Source organism: Pseudomonas sp. FG36 (assembly GCF_057809275.1).
The window spans coordinates 1-20,708 of sequence record NZ_JBMDJQ010000029.1 but is presented as its reverse complement, the minus strand read 5'-3'; the positions used below and the strand labels follow the sequence as shown (position 1 = coordinate 20,708).

Below are 20,708 nucleotides of genomic sequence, written 5' to 3'. Positions count from 1 at the left end.
AAGAAGAGATGTCGATGAGCCAACCCACCCCCTGCTACCACTGCGCCCTGCCCGTCCCCGCCGGCAGCCGCTTCACCGCCGTGGTGCTTGGCGAGCCCCGGGCATTCTGCTGCCCCGGCTGCCAGGCAGTGGCAGAGTCCATCGTCGCCGGGGGCCTGGAGCACTACTACCAGCACCGCAGCGACACCAGCGCCAACCCCGAGGCCCTGCCCCGTCAACTCCAGGACGAGCTGGCCCTGTACGACCGCAGCGACGTGCAGCAAACGTTCGTGCGCCATGAGGGCCAACTGGCCGAGGCCACCCTGCTGGTCGAGGGCATCAGTTGCGCCGCCTGTGGCTGGCTGATCGAAAAGCACCTGCGCACCCTGCCCGGCGTCGCCGATGCCCGGCTGAACCTGTCCAACCATCGCCTGCTGGTCAACTGGGACGACCTGCAACTGCCACTGTCGCAGTTGCTGGCCGGGCTGCGCCGCATCGGCTATGCCGCCCACCCCTACCAGCCCGACCAGGCCGCCGAACAGCTGGCCCGGGAGAATCGCAGCGCGCTGCGCCGCCTGGGCGTGGCCGGGCTGCTGTGGTTCCAGGCGATGATGGCGACCATGGCCACCTGGCCGGAATTCAACATCGACCTGTCGCCCGAGCTGCACACCATCCTGCGCTGGGTCGCGCTGTTCCTCACCACGCCCATCGTGTTCTACAGCTGCGCACCGTTCTTCAAGGGCGCGGCCCGCGACCTGCGCACCCGTCACCTGACCATGGATCTGTCGGTGTCGCTGGCCATCGCCCTGGCCTACTGTGCCGGGATCTGGACCGCCATCACCGGCCATGGCGAGCTGTATTTCGACACCGTGGGCATGTTCGCCCTGTTCCTGCTCACCGGCCGGTACCTGGAGCGCCGCGCCCGCGAACGCACCGCGGCAGCCACAGCGCAGCTGGTCAACCTGCTGCCAGCGTCGTGCCTGCGCCTGGACACCAACGGCCAGGGCGAGCGCATCCTGCTCGGCGAACTGCAGTGCGGCGACCGCGTGCAGGTGCTGCCTGGGGCCGTCATCCCGGCCGACGGGCTCATCGTCGACGGTCGCTCCAGCGTCGACGAATCACTGCTGACCGGTGAATACCTGCCCCTGGCACGCCGCGTCGGCGACCGGGTGACCGGTGGCACCCTCAACGTCGAAAGCACGCTGACGGTCGAGGTCCAGGCCCTGGGCCAGGATTCGCGCCTGTCGGCCATCGTCCGCCTGCTGGAGCGCGCCCAGTCGGAGAAACCGCGCCTGGCGGAGATCGCCGACCGCGCCTCGCAATGGTTCCTGCTGTTCACCCTGGTCGCCGCCGCGGTGATCGGTGTCGTCTGGTGGCAGCTCGATGCGCCCCGAGCGTTCTGGATCGTCCTGGCCATGCTGGTCGCCACCTGCCCCTGCGCCCTGTCGCTGGCCACCCCCACCGCCCTCACCGCCGCCACCGGCAGCCTGCACAAGCTCGGCCTGCTGGTGACCCGCGGGCATGTGCTCGAAGGCCTCAACCAGATCGACACGGTGATCTTCGACAAGACCGGCACCCTCACCGAAGGCCGCCTGGCCCTGCGTAGCATCCGCCCGCTGGGCCGACTGGACGCAGACCATTGCCTGGCGCTGGCGGCGGCGCTGGAGAACCGCTCCGAACACCCCATTGCCCGTGCCTTCGGTCGCGCCGCGCAGGCGGCGGAAACCGTCACTGCCGTGCCGGGGCTGGGCCTGGAAGGCATGCTGGCAAGCCAGCGCCTGCGTATCGGCCAGGCCACCTTCGTCTGCGCACTCAGCGGCGCCGAGGTACCCACCGTGCCGGAGCCGCACGGACAATGGCTGCTGCTCGGGGACCGGCAAGGGCCACTGGCCTGGTTCGGCCTGGATGACCGCCTGCGCGACGACGCCCAGGACCTGGTGACGGCCTGCAAGGCACGCGGCTGGAACACGCTGCTGCTGTCCGGCGACAGTTCGCCGATGGTCGCGCAGGTGGCCGCGCAACTGGGCATCGACCAGGCCGTCGGCGGCCTGCGTCCGGACGACAAGCTCGCCCGCCTGAAAACGCTACAGGGTGAAGGGCGCAAGGTGCTGATGCTTGGCGACGGCGTCAACGATGTACCGGTGCTGGCTGCCGCCGACATCAGCATCGCCATGGGCAGCGCCACGGACCTGGCCAAGACCTGCGCCGACGCGGTGCTGCTGTCCAACCGCCTGCAGGCGCTGGTGCAGGCCTTCGACCTGGCCCGCCGGACCCGCCGCAACATTATCGAGAACCTGCTTTGGGCGACGCTGTACAATGGCCTCATGCTGCCGTTCGCCGCGCTCGGCTGGATCACCCCGGTGTGGGCGGCGATCGGCATGTCGGTCAGCTCGCTGATCGTGGTGCTCAACGCCCTGCGCCTGACCCGGCTGCCCAGCGGCGTGACGCCGCCCGGGCGCGAGCCCGCGTCGCTCGAAAGGAAACCGCTATGCCCGCCCTCTACGTGATGATCCCTGCCGCCCTGCTGCTGGTCGGTGTCGCCGTGTACATCTTCTTCTGGGCAGTGGACAGCGGCCAGTACGACGATCTGGAAGGCCCGGCCCACAGCATCCTGTTCGATGACCAGGACCCTTGCCATCAGGCGGCCGTGAAGCCTGAGGGCGAAAAGCCCAAAGACCAGGACACGACCCCGCGTGCCTGAACTGATCCCCCTGCTGGGCTCGGCGCTGGTCCTGGGCCTGCTCGGTGGCGGCCATTGCCTGGGCATGTGCGGCGGCCTGATGGGCGCGCTGACCCTGGCCATCCCCCCCGAGCAGCGCAGCCGGCGCCTGCGCCTGCTGCTGGCCTACAACCTCGGGCGTATCCTCAGCTATGCCGCCGCCGGCTTGCTGCTGGGCCTGGCTGGCGTGGCCCTGGCCAGCAGCCCGCTGGCGACCGGCTTGCGGGTCGCGGCCGCGTTGCTGCTGATCGCCATGGGCCTGTACCTGGCCGGCTGGTGGAGCGGACTGACCCGTATCGAGGCACTCGGGCGCGGACTTTGGCGCCATGTGCAGCCGCTGGCCACGCGCTTGCTGCCGGTGTCCAGCCTGCCCCGGGCCTTGCTGCTGGGCGCCTTGTGGGGCTGGTTGCCGTGCGGCCTGGTGTACAGCACCCTGCTGTGGGCGGCGAGCCAGGGCAATGCACTGCACAGCGCGGCGCTGATGCTGGCGTTCGGCCTGGGTACCTGGCCGGTGCTGCTGGCCACGGGGCTCGCTGCGGAGCGCGTCGGTGCCCTGTTGCGCAATCGCGGGGTACGCATGGCCGGTGGCGTGCTGGTGATCCTCTTTGGCCTGTGGACCCTGCCCGGGCCTCACCAGCACTGGCTCATGGGGCATTGAGAGGCTGCTGCGACCACCAGATCTCCTGATACAAATCAACACGACTTCTTACAAGCGCCCCTAGACTCCGGACACTGCAGCTCTATCCGGGGACTACCCACATGCTCGACGACCTACACTGGGACGCCGACCTGATTCGTCGTTACGATCTGGCCGGACCACGCTACACCTCCTATCCGACCGCTGTGCAACTGCACGGCGAAGTGGGCTCGTTCGACCTGCTCCACGCCCTGCGCGAGAGCCGCCGCGCCGCCCGCCCACTGTCGCTGTACGTGCACGTGCCGTTCTGCGCCAACATCTGCTACTACTGCGCCTGCAACAAGGTCATCACCAAGGACCGCGGTCGCGCCGCGCCCTACCTGCAACGCCTGGAGCAGGAAATCCAGCTGATCGCCTGCCACCTCGACCCCAAGCAAGTCGTCGAGCAGCTGCATTTCGGTGGCGGCACGCCGACCTTCCTCAGCCATGTGGAACTGCGCCAGCTGATGGCCACCCTGCGCCAGCATTTCCACCTGCTCGACGACGACTCCGGCGACTACGGCATCGAAATCGACCCCCGCGAGGCCGACTGGTCGACCATGGGCCTGCTGCGCGAGCTGGGCTTCAACCGTGTCAGCCTCGGCGTGCAGGATCTGGACCCCGCCGTGCAGCGCGCGGTCAACCGCCTGCAGAGCCTGGAGCAGACCCGCACGCTGATCGAAGCGGCGCGCACCCTGCAGTTCCGCTCGATCAACCTGGACCTGATCTACGGCCTGCCCAAGCAGACACCGGAAGGTTTCGCCCGCACCGTCGAAGAAGTGATCCGCCTGCAGCCCGACCGTCTGTCGGTTTTCAACTACGCGCACCTGCCCGAACGCTTCATGCCCCAGCGGCGCATCGACAGCAGCGACCTGCCGGCCCCAGCGGCGAAGCTGGAGATGCTGCACGCCACCATCGACCAACTGACCGCCGCCGGCTACCGCTACATCGGCATGGACCACTTCGCCCTGCCCGACGACGAGCTGGCCATCGCCCAGGAAGAAGGCACCCTGCAACGCAACTTCCAGGGCTACACCACCCACGGCCACTGCGACCTGATCGGCCTGGGCGTGTCGGCGATCAGCCAGATCGGCGACCTCTACTGCCAGAACAGCAGCGACCTCAACACTTACCAGGACACCCTCTCCACCGCGCAGCTGGCGACCCAGCGCGGCCTGATGTGCAACCAGGACGATCGCCTGCGTCGGGCGGTGATCCAGCAATTGATCTGCCACTTCGAACTGGATTTCGAAGCGATCGAACAGGCCTTCACCATCGATTTTCGCGGCTACTTCAAGGAGCAGTGGCCGCAACTGCAGGCCATGCAACGCGACGGCCTGATCAGCCTGGACGCCAAGGGCATCCGCATCCTGCCGGCCGGCCGCCTGCTGGCGCGCTCGGTGTGCATGGTGTTCGACGCTTACCTCGCGCAGCAGAATCGCCAGCGTTTCTCGCGGGTGATCTGAGGCGATTGAGGCGTTTCACCGCATGGACAGCGCGCCTTTCGAGGCACACTATGGACAGTTGAACGGTGTCGGGACACACCTTCCACACCGCTGCTAGCGTGCACCAAAAATGCGCACACTGGCCTACAGCCCATGCCGCGGGTTATCCTTACGGCTTATGTGTGCTTTCCCACAAGGATCGAAAGAAATGTCCGAGCCAGTAAAACTGCGCCCACACAACCAGGCCCACTGCAAGGATTGCAGCCTGGCCCCCCTGTGCCTGCCCCTGTCCCTGAATTTGGAGGACATGGATGCACTGGACGAAATCGTCAAACGCGGCCGCCCGCTGAAGAAGGGCGAATTCCTGTTCCGCCAGGGTGACAATTTCGGCTCGGTCTACGCAGTACGTTCCGGCGCCCTCAAGACGTTCAGCCTCAGCGACAGCGGCGAGGAGCAGATCACCGGCTTCCACCTGCCCAGCGAGCTGGTCGGCCTGTCCGGCATGGACACCGAGGCCTACCCGGTATCGGCCCAGGCCCAGGAAACCACCTCGGTGTGCGAGATCCCCTTCGAGCGCCTCGATGAACTCTCGGTACAGCTGCCGCAGCTGCGCCGCCAGCTGATGCGGGTGATGAGCCGCGAGATCCGCGACGACCAGCAGATGATGCTGCTGTTGTCGAAGAAGACCGCCGACGAGCGCATCGCCACCTTCCTGGTCAACCTGTCGGCGCGCTTCCGCGCCCGTGGTTACTCGGCCAACCAGTTCCGCCTGAGCATGTCGCGCAACGAGATCGGCAACTACCTGGGCCTGGCGGTGGAAACCGTGTCGCGCGTGTTCACCCGCTTCCAGCAGAACGGCCTGCTCAAGGCCGAGGGCAAGGAAGTGCACATTCTCGACCCGATCCAGTTGTGCGCGCTGGCCGGTGGTGCACTCGAGGTCTGATCGCCGCGCTAACAGGGTATACTGACGCCGAGTTTTTCCAGGATACCCGCCCCATGCACAGCGACACCTTCGACCTCAAAGCCCTGATCCGCCCGGTAGTGGACTTTCCCAAGCCGGGCGTGATCTTCCGCGACATCACCCCGCTGTTCCAGTCGCCGCGCGGGCTGCGCTATGTCGCCGACCAGTTCATCGAGCGCTATGTCGAGGCCGAGTTCAGCCATATCGGCGCCATGGACGCGCGAGGCTTCCTGATCGGCTCGATCATCGCCCACCAGCTGAACAAGCCGCTGATCCTGTTCCGCAAGCAGGGCAAGCTGCCGGCCGACGTGCTGTCCGAGGGCTATCAGACCGAATACGGCGAGGCCTTCCTGGAAGTGCATGCCGACAGTCTCTGCGATGGCGACTCGGTATTGATCTTCGATGACCTGATTGCCACCGGCGGCACCCTGCTGGCCGCGGCGAACCTGGTGCGCCGCACCGGCGCCCAGGTCTTCGAGGCAGCGGCGATCATCGACCTGCCGGAGCTGGAAGGCTCGCGTCGCCTGCAGGCGGCGGGCGTGCCGACCTTCTGCCTGACCGAGTTTTCCCTTAGCGAATACTGAGTTCGCCTTCAAAACGATCGCGGTGCGCCGATGCGACTGGCCCCGCGATGCGTTTACAGGTTTACAACGTGATCGGCCTGCGCCCGGCAAATGCATGGGCCAGCGTCCCGCCATCCACCAATTCCAGCTCGCCACCCAACGGCACGCCATGGGCGATGCGCGTGGCAGTCAGGCCTTTCTCGGCCAGCAGCTGGGCAATGTAGTGCGCCGTCGCCTCCCCTTCCACCGTGGGGTTGGTGGCCAGGATCACCTCACTGAAGGTGCCCTGCTCCTCGATCCGCGCCATCAGCTGAGGAATGCCGATGGCATCCGGCCCCAGCCCGTCCAGCGGCGAGAGATGCCCCTTGAGCACGAAGTAGCGACCGCGATAGCCGGTCTGCTCCACTGCGTACACATCCACCGGCCCCTCGACCACGCACAGTTGCGTGTCGTCACGGCGTGGATCGGCGCACTGCGGGCACAGTTCCTGCTCGGTCAAGGTCCGGCACTGGCGGCAATGACCGACGCCTTCCATGGCCTGGCTCAGGGCCTGGGCCAGGCGCGTGCCGCCACTGCGGTCGCGTTCGAGCAGTTGCAGGGCCATGCGTTGGGCGGTTTTCTGACCGACGCCGGGCAGGATGCGCAGGGCGTCGATCAGTTGGCGGATCAGGGGGCTGAAACTCATGTGTGCAGGCCTGCCAATTCAGGAAACAGAATGAACAAGGGAGCAACGACCGTCGGGCCGTTGCTCCCCATTTGAAGCGAGAAGCCGATCAGAACGGCATCTTGAAACCAGGCGGCAGCTGCATGCCAGCGGTCATGCCACCCATCTTTTCCTGGCTGCTCTGCTCGATCTTGCGCACGGCGTCGTTCAGCGCGGCGGCGATCAGGTCCTCGAGCACTTCCTTGTCGTCAGCGTCGGTCGACATCAGGCTCTGGTCGATGCTGACGCGCTTGACGTCGTGGCGACCGGTCATCACCACACTGACCAGGCCGCCACCGGACTGGCCGGTGACTTCCGCATTGGCCAGCTCTTCCTGCATCTTCTGCATCTTTTCCTGCATCTGCTGGGCCTGCTTCATCAGGCCGGCCATGCCACCTTTCATCATGGGGGTATACCTCGATTGGGTCATGTGATGCGGCCCAGCACAGGCCGGCCGCATGGTTATCCGTTCATTGGCCCTGGCTGGCCAGGGCGTCTACAGGCTCAATAGTATCCTGCCTGACCGTCGCGCCGAACTGCCGGATCATCTGCTGGATGAGCGGGTCCTGTTCGATCGACACCACGGCGTCATGCTGGCGCTCGGCGCGCTTGCGCGAGGCGGCCTGGGCCGGGGTTTCCTGCTCGGGGCGGATCAGCTCGATCTTCAGGCGGATCTCGCGGCCCAGTTGCTGGTTCAGCGCATCGTTCAGCCTGCGCTGCTGCGTCGAGTTGAACAGCGCGCCCTGCCCCGGGTCCAGGTGCAACAGCCAGTCATCACCCTCGGCGGCGATCAGCGTGCAGTTTGCGGCGATGTTGCCTGTCATACCGGAGACAGGCAACTGTGGGAATAATTCCAGCCATTGCAGGGCCAGGCCGGTCGCGGGCATGGCCGCCGGCAGTGGCTCCGGCGCCTGGGCAGGCGCCTCCTCCTGCACGTGCTCGGCCAGCTCGTCCAGGTAGCTGAAGCCGACCGGGTCGCTGTCGGGCGCGTAGTAGTCCTCGTCCGCCGGCGGCTCGTCGTCGCGCTCCATGCCCGCCGGGCTATAGGCCGACGGATCGAACGGCGGCTCGTCGTAGTCCGGCTGCGGGTTGGAGGCTTGGACCGCAGGTGCAGGCTCGGGCGCAACCGGCGCTGGCGCGGCAACGGGCTCCTCCCACGGCAGGTCGATGACCTCCTCGACGGGCTGCGGCTCAGGCTCGGGCTCTGGTTCCGATTGCGGAGCCTCGACAACCTCGGCAACGACCGGCACTTCGACGACTGGCGGCTCGGGCTGTACGGGTGGCTCAGCCACGGGCTCCGGCGCGACCGCTTCAGCGACAGGGCTGGCGGCAACGGACGGCGCCACGGCCACAGCCGCCGCTGCCACCGGTTGGGCCGGATCAGCTGTGGCCTGGCTGATCCCCGTCGGCTTTAGTACCGGCCTCGGTGCGTCGTCGCTATCGGCCGGGCGGAACGCCAGCATCCGCAGCAGGACCATCTCGAAACCGCCGCGAGGGTCCGGCGCCAATGGCAGGTCACGGCGGCCGATCAAGCCCATCTGGTAGTAGAACTGCACGTCTTCGGCCGGCAGGGACTGGGCCAACGCCAGCACGCGGTCACGGTCGCCCTGGCCGTTGTCCACCGCTTCCGGAAGGGCCTGGGCGATGGCGACGCGGTGCAGCACATTGAGCATTTCCGACAGCACGCCGCTCCAGTCCGGGCCTTGCTCGGCCAGGTCACGCACCGCGGCCAGCAGCGCCCGGGCATCGCCTTCGAGCAGGGCCTGGAGCACGCCATACACCTGGCCGTGGTCGAGAGTGCCGAGCATCGCCCGCACGTCGGCGGCCAGCACCCGCCCCTCGCCAAAGGCGATGGCCTGGTCGGTCAGGCTCATGGCGTCGCGCATGGAGCCGTCGGCGGCGCGGCCGAGCAGCCACAGGGCATCCTCCTCGAACGGCACGTTCTCGGCGCCCAGCACGTGGGTCAAGTGCTCGACCACGCGCTCCGGGCTCATGTTCTTCAGCGAGAACTGCAGGCAGCGCGACAGGATGGTTGCCGGCAGTTTCTGCGGGTCGGTGGTGGCGAGGATGAACTTGACGTAGGGCGGCGGCTCTTCCAGCGTCTTCAACAGGGCGTTGAACGAGTGGGTGGAGAGCATGTGCACTTCGTCGATCAGGTAGACCTTGAAGCGCCCGCGGCTCGGCGCGTACTGCACGTTGTCGAGCAGCTCGCGGGTGTCCTCGACCTTGGTGCGGCTGGCGGCGTCGATCTCGATCAGGTCGACGAAACGGCCCTCGTCGATCTCCCGGCACACCGAACAGGTACCGCACGGCGTCGAGGTGATGCCGGTCTCGCAGTTCAGGCACTTGGCGATGATCCGCGCAATGGTGGTCTTGCCCACGCCCCGGGTCCCGGTGAACAGGTAGGCATGGTGCAGGCGCTGGTTGTCCAGGGCGTTGATCAAAGCCTTGAGCACATGGGTCTGGCCGACCATTTCGCGGAACGAGCGCGGACGCCATTTACGTGCAAGAACCTGATAACTCATCAAAAAACCATCGTGACCGGAGCGGGCGGAAAGAGCGCTAATGCTAGCGGAGCGGGGCCGAAATTGCACCCTGCCGATCTCGTCTAAGCTCAGTGACGGGCACACGGACGACGGATCAGGGAGGATGAGGCGTGCGGCGAGTCCTGGCCATCCTGTTGTTGTGGGTATTGCTGTGGGCCACCCACGGCCTGGCGCAACCGCCGGTGTTGCGCTTCTCCATCGCCGAAAGCTGGAGCATGCCGCTGATGCGCATCGAGGACCAGCAGCCAGCGGAAGGCATCCTGCTGGAGCTGATGCAGGCCATCGCCCGGGAGGTCGATGCCCGCCCCCAGTACCATGTGCTGGCGCGCCTGCGCCTGCAGGAGGCGATGCAGGCCGGCGAAATCGACGTACGCTGCTACGTGTCCACGCAATGGTTGACCGATCGGCCCGGCGACTATCTCTGGAGCATCCCGCTCATCGAGCAGCGCGACCTGCTGGTCGGCCGCCCCGGCGACAGCGGCCCCGTCAGCCCGGACGCACTGCCACCCCAGGCCATCGGCACCGTGCTCGGCTACACCTACCCCACGCTCGAGCCGCTGTTCAGCCAGGCCCGCCTGCAGCGCGAAGATAGCCGCAATCAGTTGCTGGTCCTGCAGAAACTCCAGGTCGGGCGCTTGCGCCATGCCGTGAGCAACCAGCTGTCGCTGCAGTGGTACAACCGCTCCCTGCCGCCGGCTCAACACCTGCAACCCCTGGCCGTGCTTGAAGAACAGGCGCTGGGCTGCATGGTGCGCAACGACCCCGCACTGCCGACCCAGGCGGTGCTCAGGGCGTTGGTGCGGATCAAGCAGTCCGGGGAAATGCAGCGGATCGTCGAGCGTTATACCGAGCCCCGTCCGTTCGCAGGTGACGACAGCCCTCAAGTACCCGCAGCCGCGACACCCAGTGCCGCCAGGTAGAGGCCCAAACCGAACACGCAGTGCGTCGCCAGGCTGCGCAGGCAGCTCTTCAAGGGCGCGGGTGTGTTCGTCGCGAAGTACCCTGCCCCCAATGCAGGCTGCACCACGCACAACGGCACGAGCACCGAGACCACCCCGAACAGCAAGGCTGGCCACAGTGTCGGCCCTTGCAACCACCCCTCCCCTGCAATAGCCACCAGCAGCGCCGCAAACACCAGCCCCGTGGCGTAGTGAAGCAACCAGCCCCACGCCAGTTCCCCCCTGACCGGCGCAGCCTTGCCAATCGCCGCATGCCGCCAGCGCCCCGCGAACAGGTGGCCCGCCCAGCGCCCGACCATCGCGTAGTTCAGGGTGGTGACACCCAGGCGCCTGAGCAGCAAGGTCCACAGGTCCATGACCAGGGTGGCGCCGATGCCGACAAGCAAAATGGAAAATGCGAGAGAAGAAACGGTCATGACGAAAGCCCTTGGCAGATTGACGGAGAGGTCGATGCCGAGCAGCATGCAAGTTGAAGTCAACTTCAAGTCAAGGGAGCCGCGATGGACATTGCCGATGTCGCCAGACGCACCGGAGTGCCGGCGTCGACATTGCGTTACTACGCGAACAAGGGGTTGCTCAGATCACTGGCCAGCCACGGGCAGCGCCGCCAGTTCCCGCCAGACACCCCCGAGCGCCTGGCGCTGATCGCGCTGGGACAGGCGGCTGGCTTTTCGCTGGACGAAGTAGCCGCCATGCTTGACGAGCAACGGGTCGACCGCGAGTTGCTGCTGGCCAAGGCCGACGAGATCGACCGCCGGATCAAACGGCTGCAGGCGATGAGCAAGGGGTTGCGGCATGCGGCGCAGTGCCCCGAAGAGAGCCATCTGCAATGCCCGACCTTTCAGCGGCTGATGCAGGTGTCGGCTAATCAGGGCAGGCGTGGAGGTCTCAGTAGCCGTGCAACTCGCGGAACGGCTGGCCCTTGTGGTAGTTGATCCACTCCTCCACGTCATACGGCAGGTACAGCTGCCGACGCGCCCGCGACAGGGCGATGTACACGGCGCAGATCCGCGCATCGAAGGCGTAGGCGTGCTTGAAGCGGTCGGTGGTCATCAGTTCCGGTGTCAGCAACACCTGATCGAACTCCAGGCCGCCAGCCTCCTCGGCCATCAGCAGCGTCAGGCTGTCGGGCCGCGCGGCGATACGCGCGTCCAGCAGCGTCAGGTCCGCAAGCTTGAAACCCGCCTCAAGGCGCGCCTCGACCCAGAGGAACGCGGCATCGAAACGTTCGGACTCACGCACCTGCTGCCAGTCGAGCAGGTGCGCGAAGTACGGATGCGGCCCTTCGGCATCCTGCCCCGGCGCATAGAACGCGGCCCTGAACAGGCCGATCGCCGTGGCCATGAAGCGGCGCATCTGCGGCCAATCGGGGAAATTCAACAAGCAGTTGGACTCGGCCAACTCCATGGCCCAGCGCATCGTGTCCCAGCGCGAGGCGGTCAGCACCACGCAGCCCTCGGGCGGGACGAACCCTTCGGGGAAGTGCTCGATGCCGACATCGACATGGCGCGCAGCCTCGAAGGCAACCTTGGACTTCTTCGAATGCACCCCGATCAACGGGTTGATCAGGCGTTCCACCTTCGGCCCGCAACGCACGGCAAAGGCCATGTCCTTCTGGCGCACCTGACGCTCGCGCCTGACCACCTCGCCGGAGGCCTTCTGGTACTCGTCGCCCAGGGTGATCAGCACCTGGCGGCCTCGTTCGATAACTTGCAGCAGCGAGGCCGGCACGTCCTGGCTCTCGTCGATGATCACGTGGCTGAAACGCCCCGGCACGCTGCAACCAGCCAGGCTCGCTCGCTTGAGCAGCAGCAACGCCTCGAACCCGGTCTGCGCGCCCCAGGCCGGTTGCGCCTCCAGGTAGCGCCATAGCCGGCTGGCGTACTCGAGCAGGACCTGGGCATCGACGCCGGACAGTGCTTGGCGAAAATACGGCAGATGACGATTCGACAGGCTGTAATCCCGTGAATCGCAGTAGTTGCGCAGCACTTCCAGGCAGATATCCAGGGCATGCTCGGCGTCGTACTGGCGCAAGCCGACGATCCCCAGTTCCTCGGCCAGCCTGCGCTTGCCAGGGCCGCGCTGCGCCGTCCGGGCGGAAACTGACCGGGTATCCTTGAGCAGGGCTCGGGCGAACTGGCCGAAGGTCATGCCGACCTTGGCCTGCTCATCCAGCCCCATGCGTCGACGCAAGGTGCCGAGCTTGGCCGGCGTGCGTGCCAGGGCCAGCACCCGGCCACGGGGCAGGCAGTCCATCAGCGCGCCAAGCAGGTAGCTCTTGCCGATCCCGGCATAGCCCTGCACGTGGATGTCTTCGTCGAGGTTGGCCTGGATGACCTTGAGCAGCTTGTCCTGCTCGACAGTCAGCCAGCGCTCGCTGTCGAAGCCAGTGGTCACCCGCTGGCTGAACGGGTTGTCACTGTGATGCAGGCGAATGCGGTAGTCGAAATCCCACTTGCCATCGGCCAGCAGGTATTCCCGCGCCTGGACCTGCTCCGCGTCGAGCAGACGCAGCTTCGAAGCCTTGATTACCTCAAGGCCGAAATAGAGCTTGCGCGCATCGAACAGCCTACGGGCCTCGGACAACAACCCCACGCCAGGCGAGTGCGCGCCATCGACCGCCCACGCCAACAGCTTACCCAGCACCTTTTCCGCCGCCCGCGCATCGACCTGACCCTGTGCCTGGGCCAGGTTCTGGATCACCAGCACTGCCGCCAGCTCCGGTTCGCCCAGGGTGTCGAGCGCCAGCGCGCCGTCGGCCAGCAAGGCCTGGCAAACCTCTGCGGTGACCGGCAGGTACACCGGATGGGAAAAGTCGAAGTGCTCGGGCTGCATGTCGGTACGGGTCCGGGGATCACTCAAGGTTTGTCGGATTCAGCGGCCTGCCCCATCACCAGATCGAAGCGGTAGGCACCCAACGACCCGGCCATGTCGCCGGGATGGCTGACACCCGCCTGCGGTGCGTCGAGCACGCCATCGAGCTCATGCAGGGCCAGCTCCAGCAGCTTGCGCAAGTCACGCACCGAGCGCGCCGACACCTGCAGCTCCAAGGCCACCGCGTCCGCCTTCACCGCCACTGGCGCAGCCGCTTCCTCGAGAATGCGCTCGTGCTCTTCTTCCATCTGGTCGAGCACCTGGGACAACTCCAGCACGCGCTCGGGACTGGCGGCCATCTGGTCCTTGATTTCCAGGCGGCGCATTTGCCACTCGCGGATCTTCTGGCGGGTGAGGTCGTCGACATGTTCCACGGTCGCTATCTCCTGGCCGAATGGGCCGACACGATGGGATGCATGATAAGGCGCTGCGCGGGATCGTGCAGGCGGAAAACAGTGCGAGGGTGTAAAGAAACGCGTCTGATGTGCGACGCCTGACAGGTACGCCGGAAAAACCCTGCGCCCAAAATGGAGGCGGCCCCACCAGCCACACCCCGGCACTCGATGTTCCCGCTATGGCTGCTCCCTTCCGGGCCTGACCAGGTTAACGGGTAATCAATGCGGGGGGACCGATGGGGCCACCACGACGGCTCGCCAGCTGACGAGCCGCGCCATTGTACAACGCCAGGGCGAAGTTACAACCTTTGATCGTGAAAAAACCATCATTTCTCAAGGACTTGTGGCAAATCCATCGCGAGGCGAACCCGCCCCCACGTGCGATCACCCGTGGGAGCGGGCTTGTCCCGCGATAAGGCCACCGGCCTCAGACGTCGATTCCGCGCTCCCCAAGGAAGGCCACGAAGGCATCCTCGTCCATCACCGACACGCCCAGCTCGCTGGCCTTGGCAAGCTTCGAGCCCGCGCCGGGCCCGGCCACCACGCAATGGGTCTTGCCGGACACGGAGCCCGCCACCTTGGCCCCCAGGCTTTCCAGCTTTTCCTTGGCGATATCGCGGCTCATGCGCTCCAGGGTACCGGTCAGCACCCAGGTCTGGCCGGCCAGCGGCAAACCCTCGGCGGATTTCTTCTCGCACGACCAGTGCATGCCGAAGTCCAGCAACTGGGCTTCGATGGCGCGGGCCAACTGCTGGTTGGCCTCGACCTTGAAGAACTCGCGCACCCCGTCGGCGGCCTTGGTGTTCAGGGCCTGGCGCAAGTCGATGCCATCGGCGGCGATGATCTTGTCCAGGGTGCCCAGCTTGTCTACCAGCTTCTCGGCACCGGTCGGGCCGACCGACGGGATATCGAGCTTGGCGAGCATCCCGGCGAGGGTGGTGCTGGCGGCGAACTCGGCGCCCAGCTCACCTTCATCCTGCAGTTGCATACCGCTGTCCAGCAGTTGCTCGATCACCGCACGGTTGTGCTCGTCCTCGAAGAAGTTATGGATCTCGTAGGCGACCTCCAGGCCGATGTCCGGCAGGTAGGTCAGCACCTGTGGCAGCGCCACCTGCACCCGCGCCAGGCTGCCCAGGGAGCGGGCCAGGACCTTGGCGGTCTCCTCGCCGACATCGGGGATGCCAAGGGCGTAGATGAAACGCGCCAGACTCGGGCGCTTGCTGGCCTCGATGGCTTCGAGCAGCTTGCGGCTGGAGACCTCGGCAAAGCCTTCAAGGGCGACCACTTGCTCGAATTCCAGCTTGTAGAGATCGGCCGGCGAGCGGATCAGGTTTTCATCGACCAGTTGCTCGACGCTCTTTTCGCCCAGGCCATCGATGTCCATGGCCCGACGCGACACATAATGGATGATCGCCTGCTTGAGCTGGGCGGCGCAGCTCAGGCGCCCCACGCAGCGGTACACCGCGCCTTCGCTGGTGGTTTCCTTGCCCTTGCTGCGCTTGACCAGCTGGGTGCGCTCGACCTGCGAGCCGCACACCGGGCATTGGCTCGGCACCTGCACCGCGCGAGCGCCCTCCGGGCGGCGCTCAAGCACCACCTGCATGACCTGCGGGATCACGTCGCCGGCACGGCGGATGATCACCGTGTCACCAATGCGCAGGCCCAGGCGCGCGATCTCGTCCATGTTGTGCAGGGTGGCGTTGGAGACGGTCACACCGGCCACCTTGACCGGCTTGAGACGGGCCACTGGAGTCACCGCGCCAGTTCGCCCGACCTGGAACTCGACATCAAGCACCTCGGTGAGCTCTTCCATGGCCGGGAACTTGTGGGCGATCGCCCAGCGCGGCTCACGGGCACGGAAACCCAGCTCACGCTGGGAGGCCAGGGCATTGACCTTGAACACCACTCCATCGATCTCGTAAGGCAGGCTGTTGCGGCGCGCACCGATGTCCCGGTAATAGGCCAGGCACTCGTCGATACCGGCGGCGTGCCTGAGCTCGCGACTGATCGGCAGCCCCCAGGTCTTGAGTTTCTCCAGGATACCGATATGGCTGTCGCCAAACGGCTCGGACACCTGGCCGACGCCATAGCAGCAGAATTCCAGCGGGCGGCCGGCGGTGATCTTCGAGTCCAGTTGGCGCAAGCTGCCGGCGGCGGCGTTGCGCGGATTGGCGAAGGTCTTGCCGCCGGCCTCGGCCTGGACCGCATTGAGCCGGTCGAATCCGGCCTTGCTCATGTACACCTCGCCGCGTACTTCCAGCACCGCCGGCCAGCCCTCGCCCTGCAGCTTGAGCGGGATGTTGCGCACGGTGCGCACGTTGGCGCTGATGTCCTCACCGGTAGTGCCATCGCCGCGGGTGGCGCCCTGCACCAGCTGGCCGTCGCGGTACAGCAGGCTCACCGCCAGGCCATCGAGCTTGGGCTCGCAGCTGTAGTCCACGGCCGCCTGATCGCCGCCCGGCAGGTCCAGGCCTTCGACCACGCGGCGACCGAAGTCGCGCAGGTCGTCTTCCTCGAAGGCGTTGCCCAGGCTGAGCATCGGTATCTCGTGACGCACCTGGCTGAAGGCCGCCAGCGCCGCGCCGCCGACGCGCTGGGTCGGCGAATCCGGTGTCACCAGGTGCGGGTGCTCGGTTTCCAGAGCCTTGAGCTCATTGAACAGGCGGTCGTATTCGGCATCGGGCACGCTGGGTTCATCGAGCACGTAGTAGCGGTAGTTGTGCTGGTCGAGTTCGGCGCGCAGTTCGTGGATTCGGGATTCGGCGTTCATTTCTGGTCTTCTCTTGCAAAGCAAAAGAGCAGCCCCTGGCTGCTCTTTCGTTTCAATCATCGCGGCGCGGACCGAGGCAGGGTCCGCCCGCTCGGGTGTATCAGCGTTTCTGCGTCAGGGCGCGGCGCTCGAACTCGACGATGCGCTGGCGGTAGTGCTCGATGGTCTGGGCGGTCAGCACGCTGCGCTGGTCATCCTTGAGTTCGCCATTGAGCTCGTGGGCCAGCTTGCGGGCGGCGGCGACCATCACGTCGAAGGCCTGCTTGGGGTGACGCGGGCCTGGCAGGCCGAGGAAGAAGCTCACCGCACGGGTGCTGAAATGGTCGATGTCGTCCAGATCGAACACGCCGGGTTTGACCGCATTGGCCATGGAGAACAGCACTTCGCCGTGGCCGGCCATGCTCTCGTGGCGATGGAAGATGTCCATCTCGCCGAAGCGCAGGCCGCTTTCCAGGATGTTCTGCAGCAGCGCCGGGCCCTTGAAACCGCCTTCGTCGCGGGAGATGACACTGATCACCAGCACTTCTTCGGCCGGCGGCAGCTCTTTGGCCGGCGTGGACGCGGCAGTAAAACCGCTGTTGCGGGTGTTGTCGGCGGCGAAGTCGTCGTCGCCAGTATCGAACAGGTCCGGCTCACGCGGCTCGGCGGCCAGCTTCAGGTCGCCCTGTTGCTGCTCGCTGTTGTTGCGCTTGCCGCGCTTGGCCTTGGCCGGTTTGGCTTCACGCTCGCGTTCGCGCTCCCGCACCGGGGCGCTGACCGATGGCAGGTCGCTCTCATCCAGCTCGGGCTCTTTATGGGTTTCCAGCACACGCGAAGGGCCGAGCACCTCGGCGCCGCCGCTGTCGTCGTCCGGGGCGTTGGCGTAGCTACGGTCCAGACGGAACTTCAACTTGCCCTTGCCGCCGCGCATGCGGCGCCAGCCGTCGAAAAGAATACCGGCGATGACAATGATGCCGATGACGATCAGCCACTCGCGCAGACCGATTTCCATGTAATCCCGTGCCTCTATAAAAAATATGCTTGAAAACAAAGGCTTCAAAGGCCTTTAACACGTGGCGCCAACTCTATGTTCTGACAGGCGTTTTACCCACGCAAAAAACAAGTGACATTAAGCTAGCACGACCAAAGGCAACTTTACACCGTCTGTCGCGTCTGCTGAGGCTTTTGCCTACACGTTCACACCCTTTCTTTACCCCTTAGGCTCTGTCCGAAATGTATCTGCACTCGCCCATACTGCGTTGAAACGGGGCTCGGAATGCTCATGTACTCCAGTACAGTCGGGCGCGACCCCGGCCGTTCCTCCCCCCGTTTCGCCTTGTCTGGCCTTCGCGCAGACACATTTCGAACAGACCCTAGGCATCGACCATGGCCATAGCCTCTTCCACATCAACTGCTACAAGACGTGAACAACCCGGCTCGTGCATGGTCACCCCCATCAGCTGGTCGGCCATTTCCATGGCGATCTTGTTGTGGGTGATGTAGATGAATTGCACGGTTTCGCTCATTTCCTTGACCAGGCGCGCATAGCGCCCGACGTTGGCATCGTCCAAAGGCGCGTCGACCTCGTCGAGCATGCAGAACGGCGCCGGATTCAGCTTGAAGATGGCGAACACCAGGGCCAGGGCCGTCAGTGCCTTCTCGCCGCCGGACAGCAGATGGATGGTGCTGTTCTTCTTGCCCGGCGGGCGCGCCATGATCGTCACCCCTGTATCGAGTAGATCTTCGCCCGTCAGTTCCAGATAAGCGCTGCCGCCACCGAAAACTTTTGGGAAAAGTGCCTGTAATCCGGCATTTATCTGATCAAAGGTATCCTTGAAGCGGTTGCGGGTTTCCTTGTCGATCTTGCGGATGACGTTTTCCAGGGTCTCCAGTGCCTCGACCAGGTCGGCGTCCTGGGCATCCAGGTAGCGCTTGCGCTCGGATTGCTGCTCGTACTCTGCGATGGCCGCCAGGTTGATCGCGCCCAGGCGCTGGATCCGCGCCTCGACTTGCTCCAGTGCCTGCTCGGTCCCCTGCTCGCTGGCCTCGGCCTCGAGCGTGGCGAGCACGCCCTGCAGATCGTAGCCGTCGGCGAGCAACTGCTCCTGCAAGGTCTTGCGCCGCACGTCCAGCCCCTGGGACTCCAGGCGCTGCTGCTCCAGCTGGCCGCGCAGCAACTGGGCCTGCTGCTCGGCCTGGGTGCGGCGGCGCTCGGCATCGCGCAGTTCGCGGTCCGCCTCGTCCATGTGCAGCCGCGCCTGGCGCATTTCTTCGTCGACACTCATGCGGCGCTCGAGCAGTTCCTCGAGTTTCAGGCGCAACTCCTCGAGCGGCGCCTCGCCCTCCTCGAGATTCAGGCTCAGTTGCTCCTGACGCTCGTTCAGGCGCGCGGCCTGCTGCTCCAGGCGCTCGAGCGCCTGGCGGGTCGAGTCGTGCTGGGCACGCAACGAGCCCAGACGCACGGCCAGTTGATGGGCATGGTCCTTGTGCTGGCGGGCCTCCTGGCGGACCCGGTCGAGGCCTTCGCGCAGGGTGTCGCGGCGCGCCATCAGTTGCTCGCGCTGCTCGGTGTCCTGGGCCATCAGGTCGAGGGATTCCTGCAACAGCAGGCGTGCCTCGCCCAGCTGCTCATGCTCCAGGGCGCGCTGTTCCTGGAGCTCGGCCAGTTCTTCGTGCAAGCGTCGGCGGCGCAGTTCGAGCTGTTCGGCGCGGGCCCGGCCAGCGGACAGGCGCGCCTTGAGCTCACCGTGCTGGCGGCTCTCGTCCTGGCTGCGACGGCGCAACTGCTCGCGCTGTTCCTCCAGGTCGAGCTGTTGTTCACGCAGGCGCTGCAGTTGCTCGTCAAGCTGTTCGAGCGACGCCTCCTGCTCCAGTTGCTCCTGGGCCAGGCGTTCGATTTCCTGGCCCCTGGCCAACACGCCGCCCTGGGCCTCACCACCACGGCTGACCCGCAGGAAATGCCGCCCGACCCAGTATCCGTCGCGGCTGACCAGGCTTTGCCCAGCAGCCAGCGACGCTCGCTGCGCCAACGCCTGCTCCAGCGTTTCAACCGGCGTGACCTGCCCCAGCCAGGCCGACAGATCGGCCCGCCCCTCGACCTTGTCGAGCAGGCTGCCGGCAACGCGCGAACCCTCGCCACCAGCCAGCAGCAGGCGCAGATCGCCCTGCTCCAGCGCGGCAAAGTCCAGGCCGGCGAAGTCGTCCAGCAGCACTGCCTGCAGGTCGGCGCCAAGCACCGTTTCCACCGCCAGCTCCCAGCCGGGCTCGACCCGCAGCCCCTCGGCCAGGCGCGGGCGCTGCTCCAGGCCCTGGGCGCGCAGCCAGTCGGCGGCACCCACACCGGGCTCCAGCGCAGCCTGCTGCAAGGCCTCCAGCGAGGCCAGGCGCCCACCCAGGCGCTGCAGATCACCCTGCTGTTGCTGTTGCGCCTGGCTGGTCTGCTGCAATTGTTCGCGCAACCCTTCCAGGCGCTCGACCACCTGCTGCTCTTGCAGGTGCAGCTCTTCGAGCAGCAACTCGCTGCTGGCCACTTGCTCGCCCAGATCGGACGTCTCGGTGTCCTGGGTATCACCACCTAGCTGCTCGCCCTCCTCGCCCAGCTTGCGCTGGCGCTCGGCCAGGCGCTCCAGGCTGGATTCGAGCTGCGCCAGGCGCGCCTGCTGCACCTCGGCCTGACGGCGCGGCTCGGCGGAGCGGGTGTTGAAGCCGTCCCACTGCTCCTGCCAGCCGTGCATGCCAAGCTCAGCTTCCTCCAGGGTCGCGGCGGCTTCCTCGGCCGCGGCCAGGGTCAGCTCCTGCTCCGGTTCGAGCATCGCCAACTCTTCGCCGAGGGTCGCCAGCAAGGTGCGGTCGTGCCCCAGGTGCGATTCGGTTTCCAGGCGGCTGCGTTCGGCTTCCTTGAGGTCGTCCTGCAACTGGCGCAGACGCTGCTGGCCATGCTGGATGCTCTGCTCGACGCGAGCGATATCACCGGCCACCGAATAGAAGCGGCCCTGCACCTGGTTGAAGCGTTCGGACAACTCATGGTGACCGTCGCGCAGTCGCTCGATGCTGGCGTCGGCGTTGCGCTGTTCGGCCACCAGCGCCTCGAAGGCGACCTCCTGGTCGCCGATCACCGTCTCGCGCTGGCGCACCCGATC

Annotated in this window: 17 protein-coding genes and 1 other RNA gene; 8 read left to right on the top strand and 10 right to left on the bottom strand. The window is 66.1% G+C overall.

All coding sequences use genetic code 11. The features are described 5' to 3' along the window. Nucleotides 1-14: 14 nt before the first annotated feature. The 6 genes from ACODS9_RS20055 (at nucleotide 15) to ACODS9_RS20030 (ending at nucleotide 6,364) form a co-directional block, all read left to right on the top strand. Nucleotides 15-2,486 (top strand): heavy metal translocating P-type ATPase, encoded by a 2,472-nt coding sequence (locus tag ACODS9_RS20055; RefSeq protein WP_489094578.1) that lies wholly within the window; start codon nucleotides 15-17, stop codon nucleotides 2,484-2,486. Continuing rightward, the gene (gene ccoS, locus ACODS9_RS20050) at nucleotides 2,468-2,680 is read left to right on the top strand and encodes a cbb3-type cytochrome oxidase assembly protein CcoS (RefSeq protein WP_046856470.1); all 213 of its coding nucleotides are present in this window, start codon (nucleotides 2,468-2,470) and stop codon (nucleotides 2,678-2,680) included. The genes ACODS9_RS20055 and ccoS overlap by 19 nt, the downstream gene beginning before the upstream one ends. After that, nucleotides 2,673-3,356, top strand: coding sequence for a sulfite exporter TauE/SafE family protein (locus ACODS9_RS20045; protein ID WP_489094577.1), 684 nt, complete (start codon nucleotides 2,673-2,675; stop codon nucleotides 3,354-3,356). Before ccoS ends, ACODS9_RS20045 begins: the two co-directional genes overlap by 8 nt. A 101-nt stretch (nucleotides 3,357-3,457) precedes the next feature. Then, entirely contained in the window at nucleotides 3,458-4,840 is a 1,383-nt protein-coding gene (gene hemN / locus ACODS9_RS20040; RefSeq protein WP_367856639.1) for an oxygen-independent coproporphyrinogen III oxidase, read from the top strand. 187 nt (nucleotides 4,841-5,027) lie between these two features. After that, nucleotides 5,028-5,762, top strand: a complete 735-nt coding sequence (fnrA, locus tag ACODS9_RS20035; protein ID WP_023630845.1) for a Crp/Fnr family transcriptional regulator FnrA — start codon at nucleotides 5,028-5,030, stop codon at nucleotides 5,760-5,762. Between the two features lie 53 nt (nucleotides 5,763-5,815). Further along, a complete protein-coding gene (locus tag ACODS9_RS20030; protein WP_038705708.1) occupies nucleotides 5,816-6,364 on the top strand; it encodes an adenine phosphoribosyltransferase in 549 nt (182 codons plus the stop codon). A 61-nt stretch (nucleotides 6,365-6,425) separates the two neighbouring features. Here the strand turns inward: ACODS9_RS20030 and recR are convergent, their stop codons facing one another. The 3 genes from recR to dnaX all read right to left on the bottom strand — a co-directional run bounded on the left by recR (nucleotide 6,426) and on the right by dnaX (nucleotide 9,571). Beyond that, a complete protein-coding gene (recR, locus tag ACODS9_RS20025) occupies nucleotides 6,426-7,028 on the bottom strand; it encodes a recombination mediator RecR (protein ID WP_023632784.1) in 603 nt (200 codons plus the stop codon). 88 nt (nucleotides 7,029-7,116) lie between these two features. Continuing rightward, a complete protein-coding gene (locus ACODS9_RS20020) occupies nucleotides 7,117-7,452 on the bottom strand; it encodes a YbaB/EbfC family nucleoid-associated protein (protein WP_023632783.1) in 336 nt (111 codons plus the stop codon). A gap of 64 nt (nucleotides 7,453-7,516) precedes the next feature. Further along, the gene (dnaX, locus tag ACODS9_RS20015; RefSeq protein ID WP_489094576.1) at nucleotides 7,517-9,571 is read right to left on the bottom strand and encodes a DNA polymerase III subunit gamma/tau; all 2,055 of its coding nucleotides are present in this window, start codon (nucleotides 9,569-9,571) and stop codon (nucleotides 7,517-7,519) included. 131 nt (nucleotides 9,572-9,702) lie between these two features. Here dnaX and ACODS9_RS20010 point away from each other — a divergent pair, with 131 nt between their 5' ends. Further along, nucleotides 9,703-10,512 carry a substrate-binding periplasmic protein gene (locus ACODS9_RS20010; RefSeq protein WP_489094575.1) on the top strand — a complete coding sequence of 270 codons (810 nt, stop codon included), beginning with the start codon at nucleotides 9,703-9,705 and terminating at the stop codon, nucleotides 10,510-10,512. On the opposite strand, the gene ACODS9_RS20005 is transcribed toward ACODS9_RS20010, so the two are convergent. Then, a complete protein-coding gene (locus tag ACODS9_RS20005) occupies nucleotides 10,473-10,967 on the bottom strand; it encodes a DUF2938 domain-containing protein (RefSeq protein ID WP_489094591.1) in 495 nt (164 codons plus the stop codon). The genes ACODS9_RS20010 and ACODS9_RS20005 overlap by 40 nt on opposite strands. 84 nt (nucleotides 10,968-11,051) lie before the next feature. Here ACODS9_RS20005 and ACODS9_RS20000 point away from each other — a divergent pair, with 84 nt between their 5' ends. Further along, nucleotides 11,052-11,486 carry a helix-turn-helix domain-containing protein gene (locus tag ACODS9_RS20000; protein ID WP_489094574.1) on the top strand — a complete coding sequence of 145 codons (435 nt, stop codon included), beginning with the start codon at nucleotides 11,052-11,054 and terminating at the stop codon, nucleotides 11,484-11,486. Here the strand turns inward: ACODS9_RS20000 and ACODS9_RS19995 are convergent. The 6 genes from ACODS9_RS19995 to smc form a co-directional block, all read right to left on the bottom strand. Continuing rightward, nucleotides 11,440-13,386 (bottom strand): hypothetical protein, encoded by a 1,947-nt coding sequence (locus tag ACODS9_RS19995; protein WP_489094590.1) that lies wholly within the window; start codon nucleotides 13,384-13,386, stop codon nucleotides 11,440-11,442. The genes ACODS9_RS20000 and ACODS9_RS19995 overlap by 47 nt on opposite strands. A 23-nt stretch (nucleotides 13,387-13,409) precedes the next feature. Then, nucleotides 13,410-13,799, bottom strand: coding sequence for a hypothetical protein (locus tag ACODS9_RS19990; RefSeq protein ID WP_489094573.1), 390 nt, complete (start codon nucleotides 13,797-13,799; stop codon nucleotides 13,410-13,412). A gap of 163 nt (nucleotides 13,800-13,962) precedes the next feature. Then, nucleotides 13,963-14,059, bottom strand: an RNA gene (ffs, locus tag ACODS9_RS19985) — signal recognition particle sRNA small type. Between the two features lie 188 nt (nucleotides 14,060-14,247). Continuing rightward, entirely contained in the window at nucleotides 14,248-16,590 is a 2,343-nt protein-coding gene (ligA, locus tag ACODS9_RS19980) for an NAD-dependent DNA ligase LigA (RefSeq protein WP_489094572.1), read from the bottom strand. A 100-nt stretch (nucleotides 16,591-16,690) separates the two neighbouring features. Then, nucleotides 16,691-17,581, bottom strand: a complete 891-nt coding sequence (gene zipA, locus ACODS9_RS19975; RefSeq protein WP_046856479.1) for a cell division protein ZipA — start codon at nucleotides 17,579-17,581, stop codon at nucleotides 16,691-16,693. 361 nt (nucleotides 17,582-17,942) lie between these two features. Continuing rightward, on the bottom strand, nucleotides 17,943-20,708 hold a 2,766-nt coding region (gene smc, locus ACODS9_RS19970), incomplete at its 5' end, for a chromosome segregation protein SMC (RefSeq protein ID WP_489094571.1).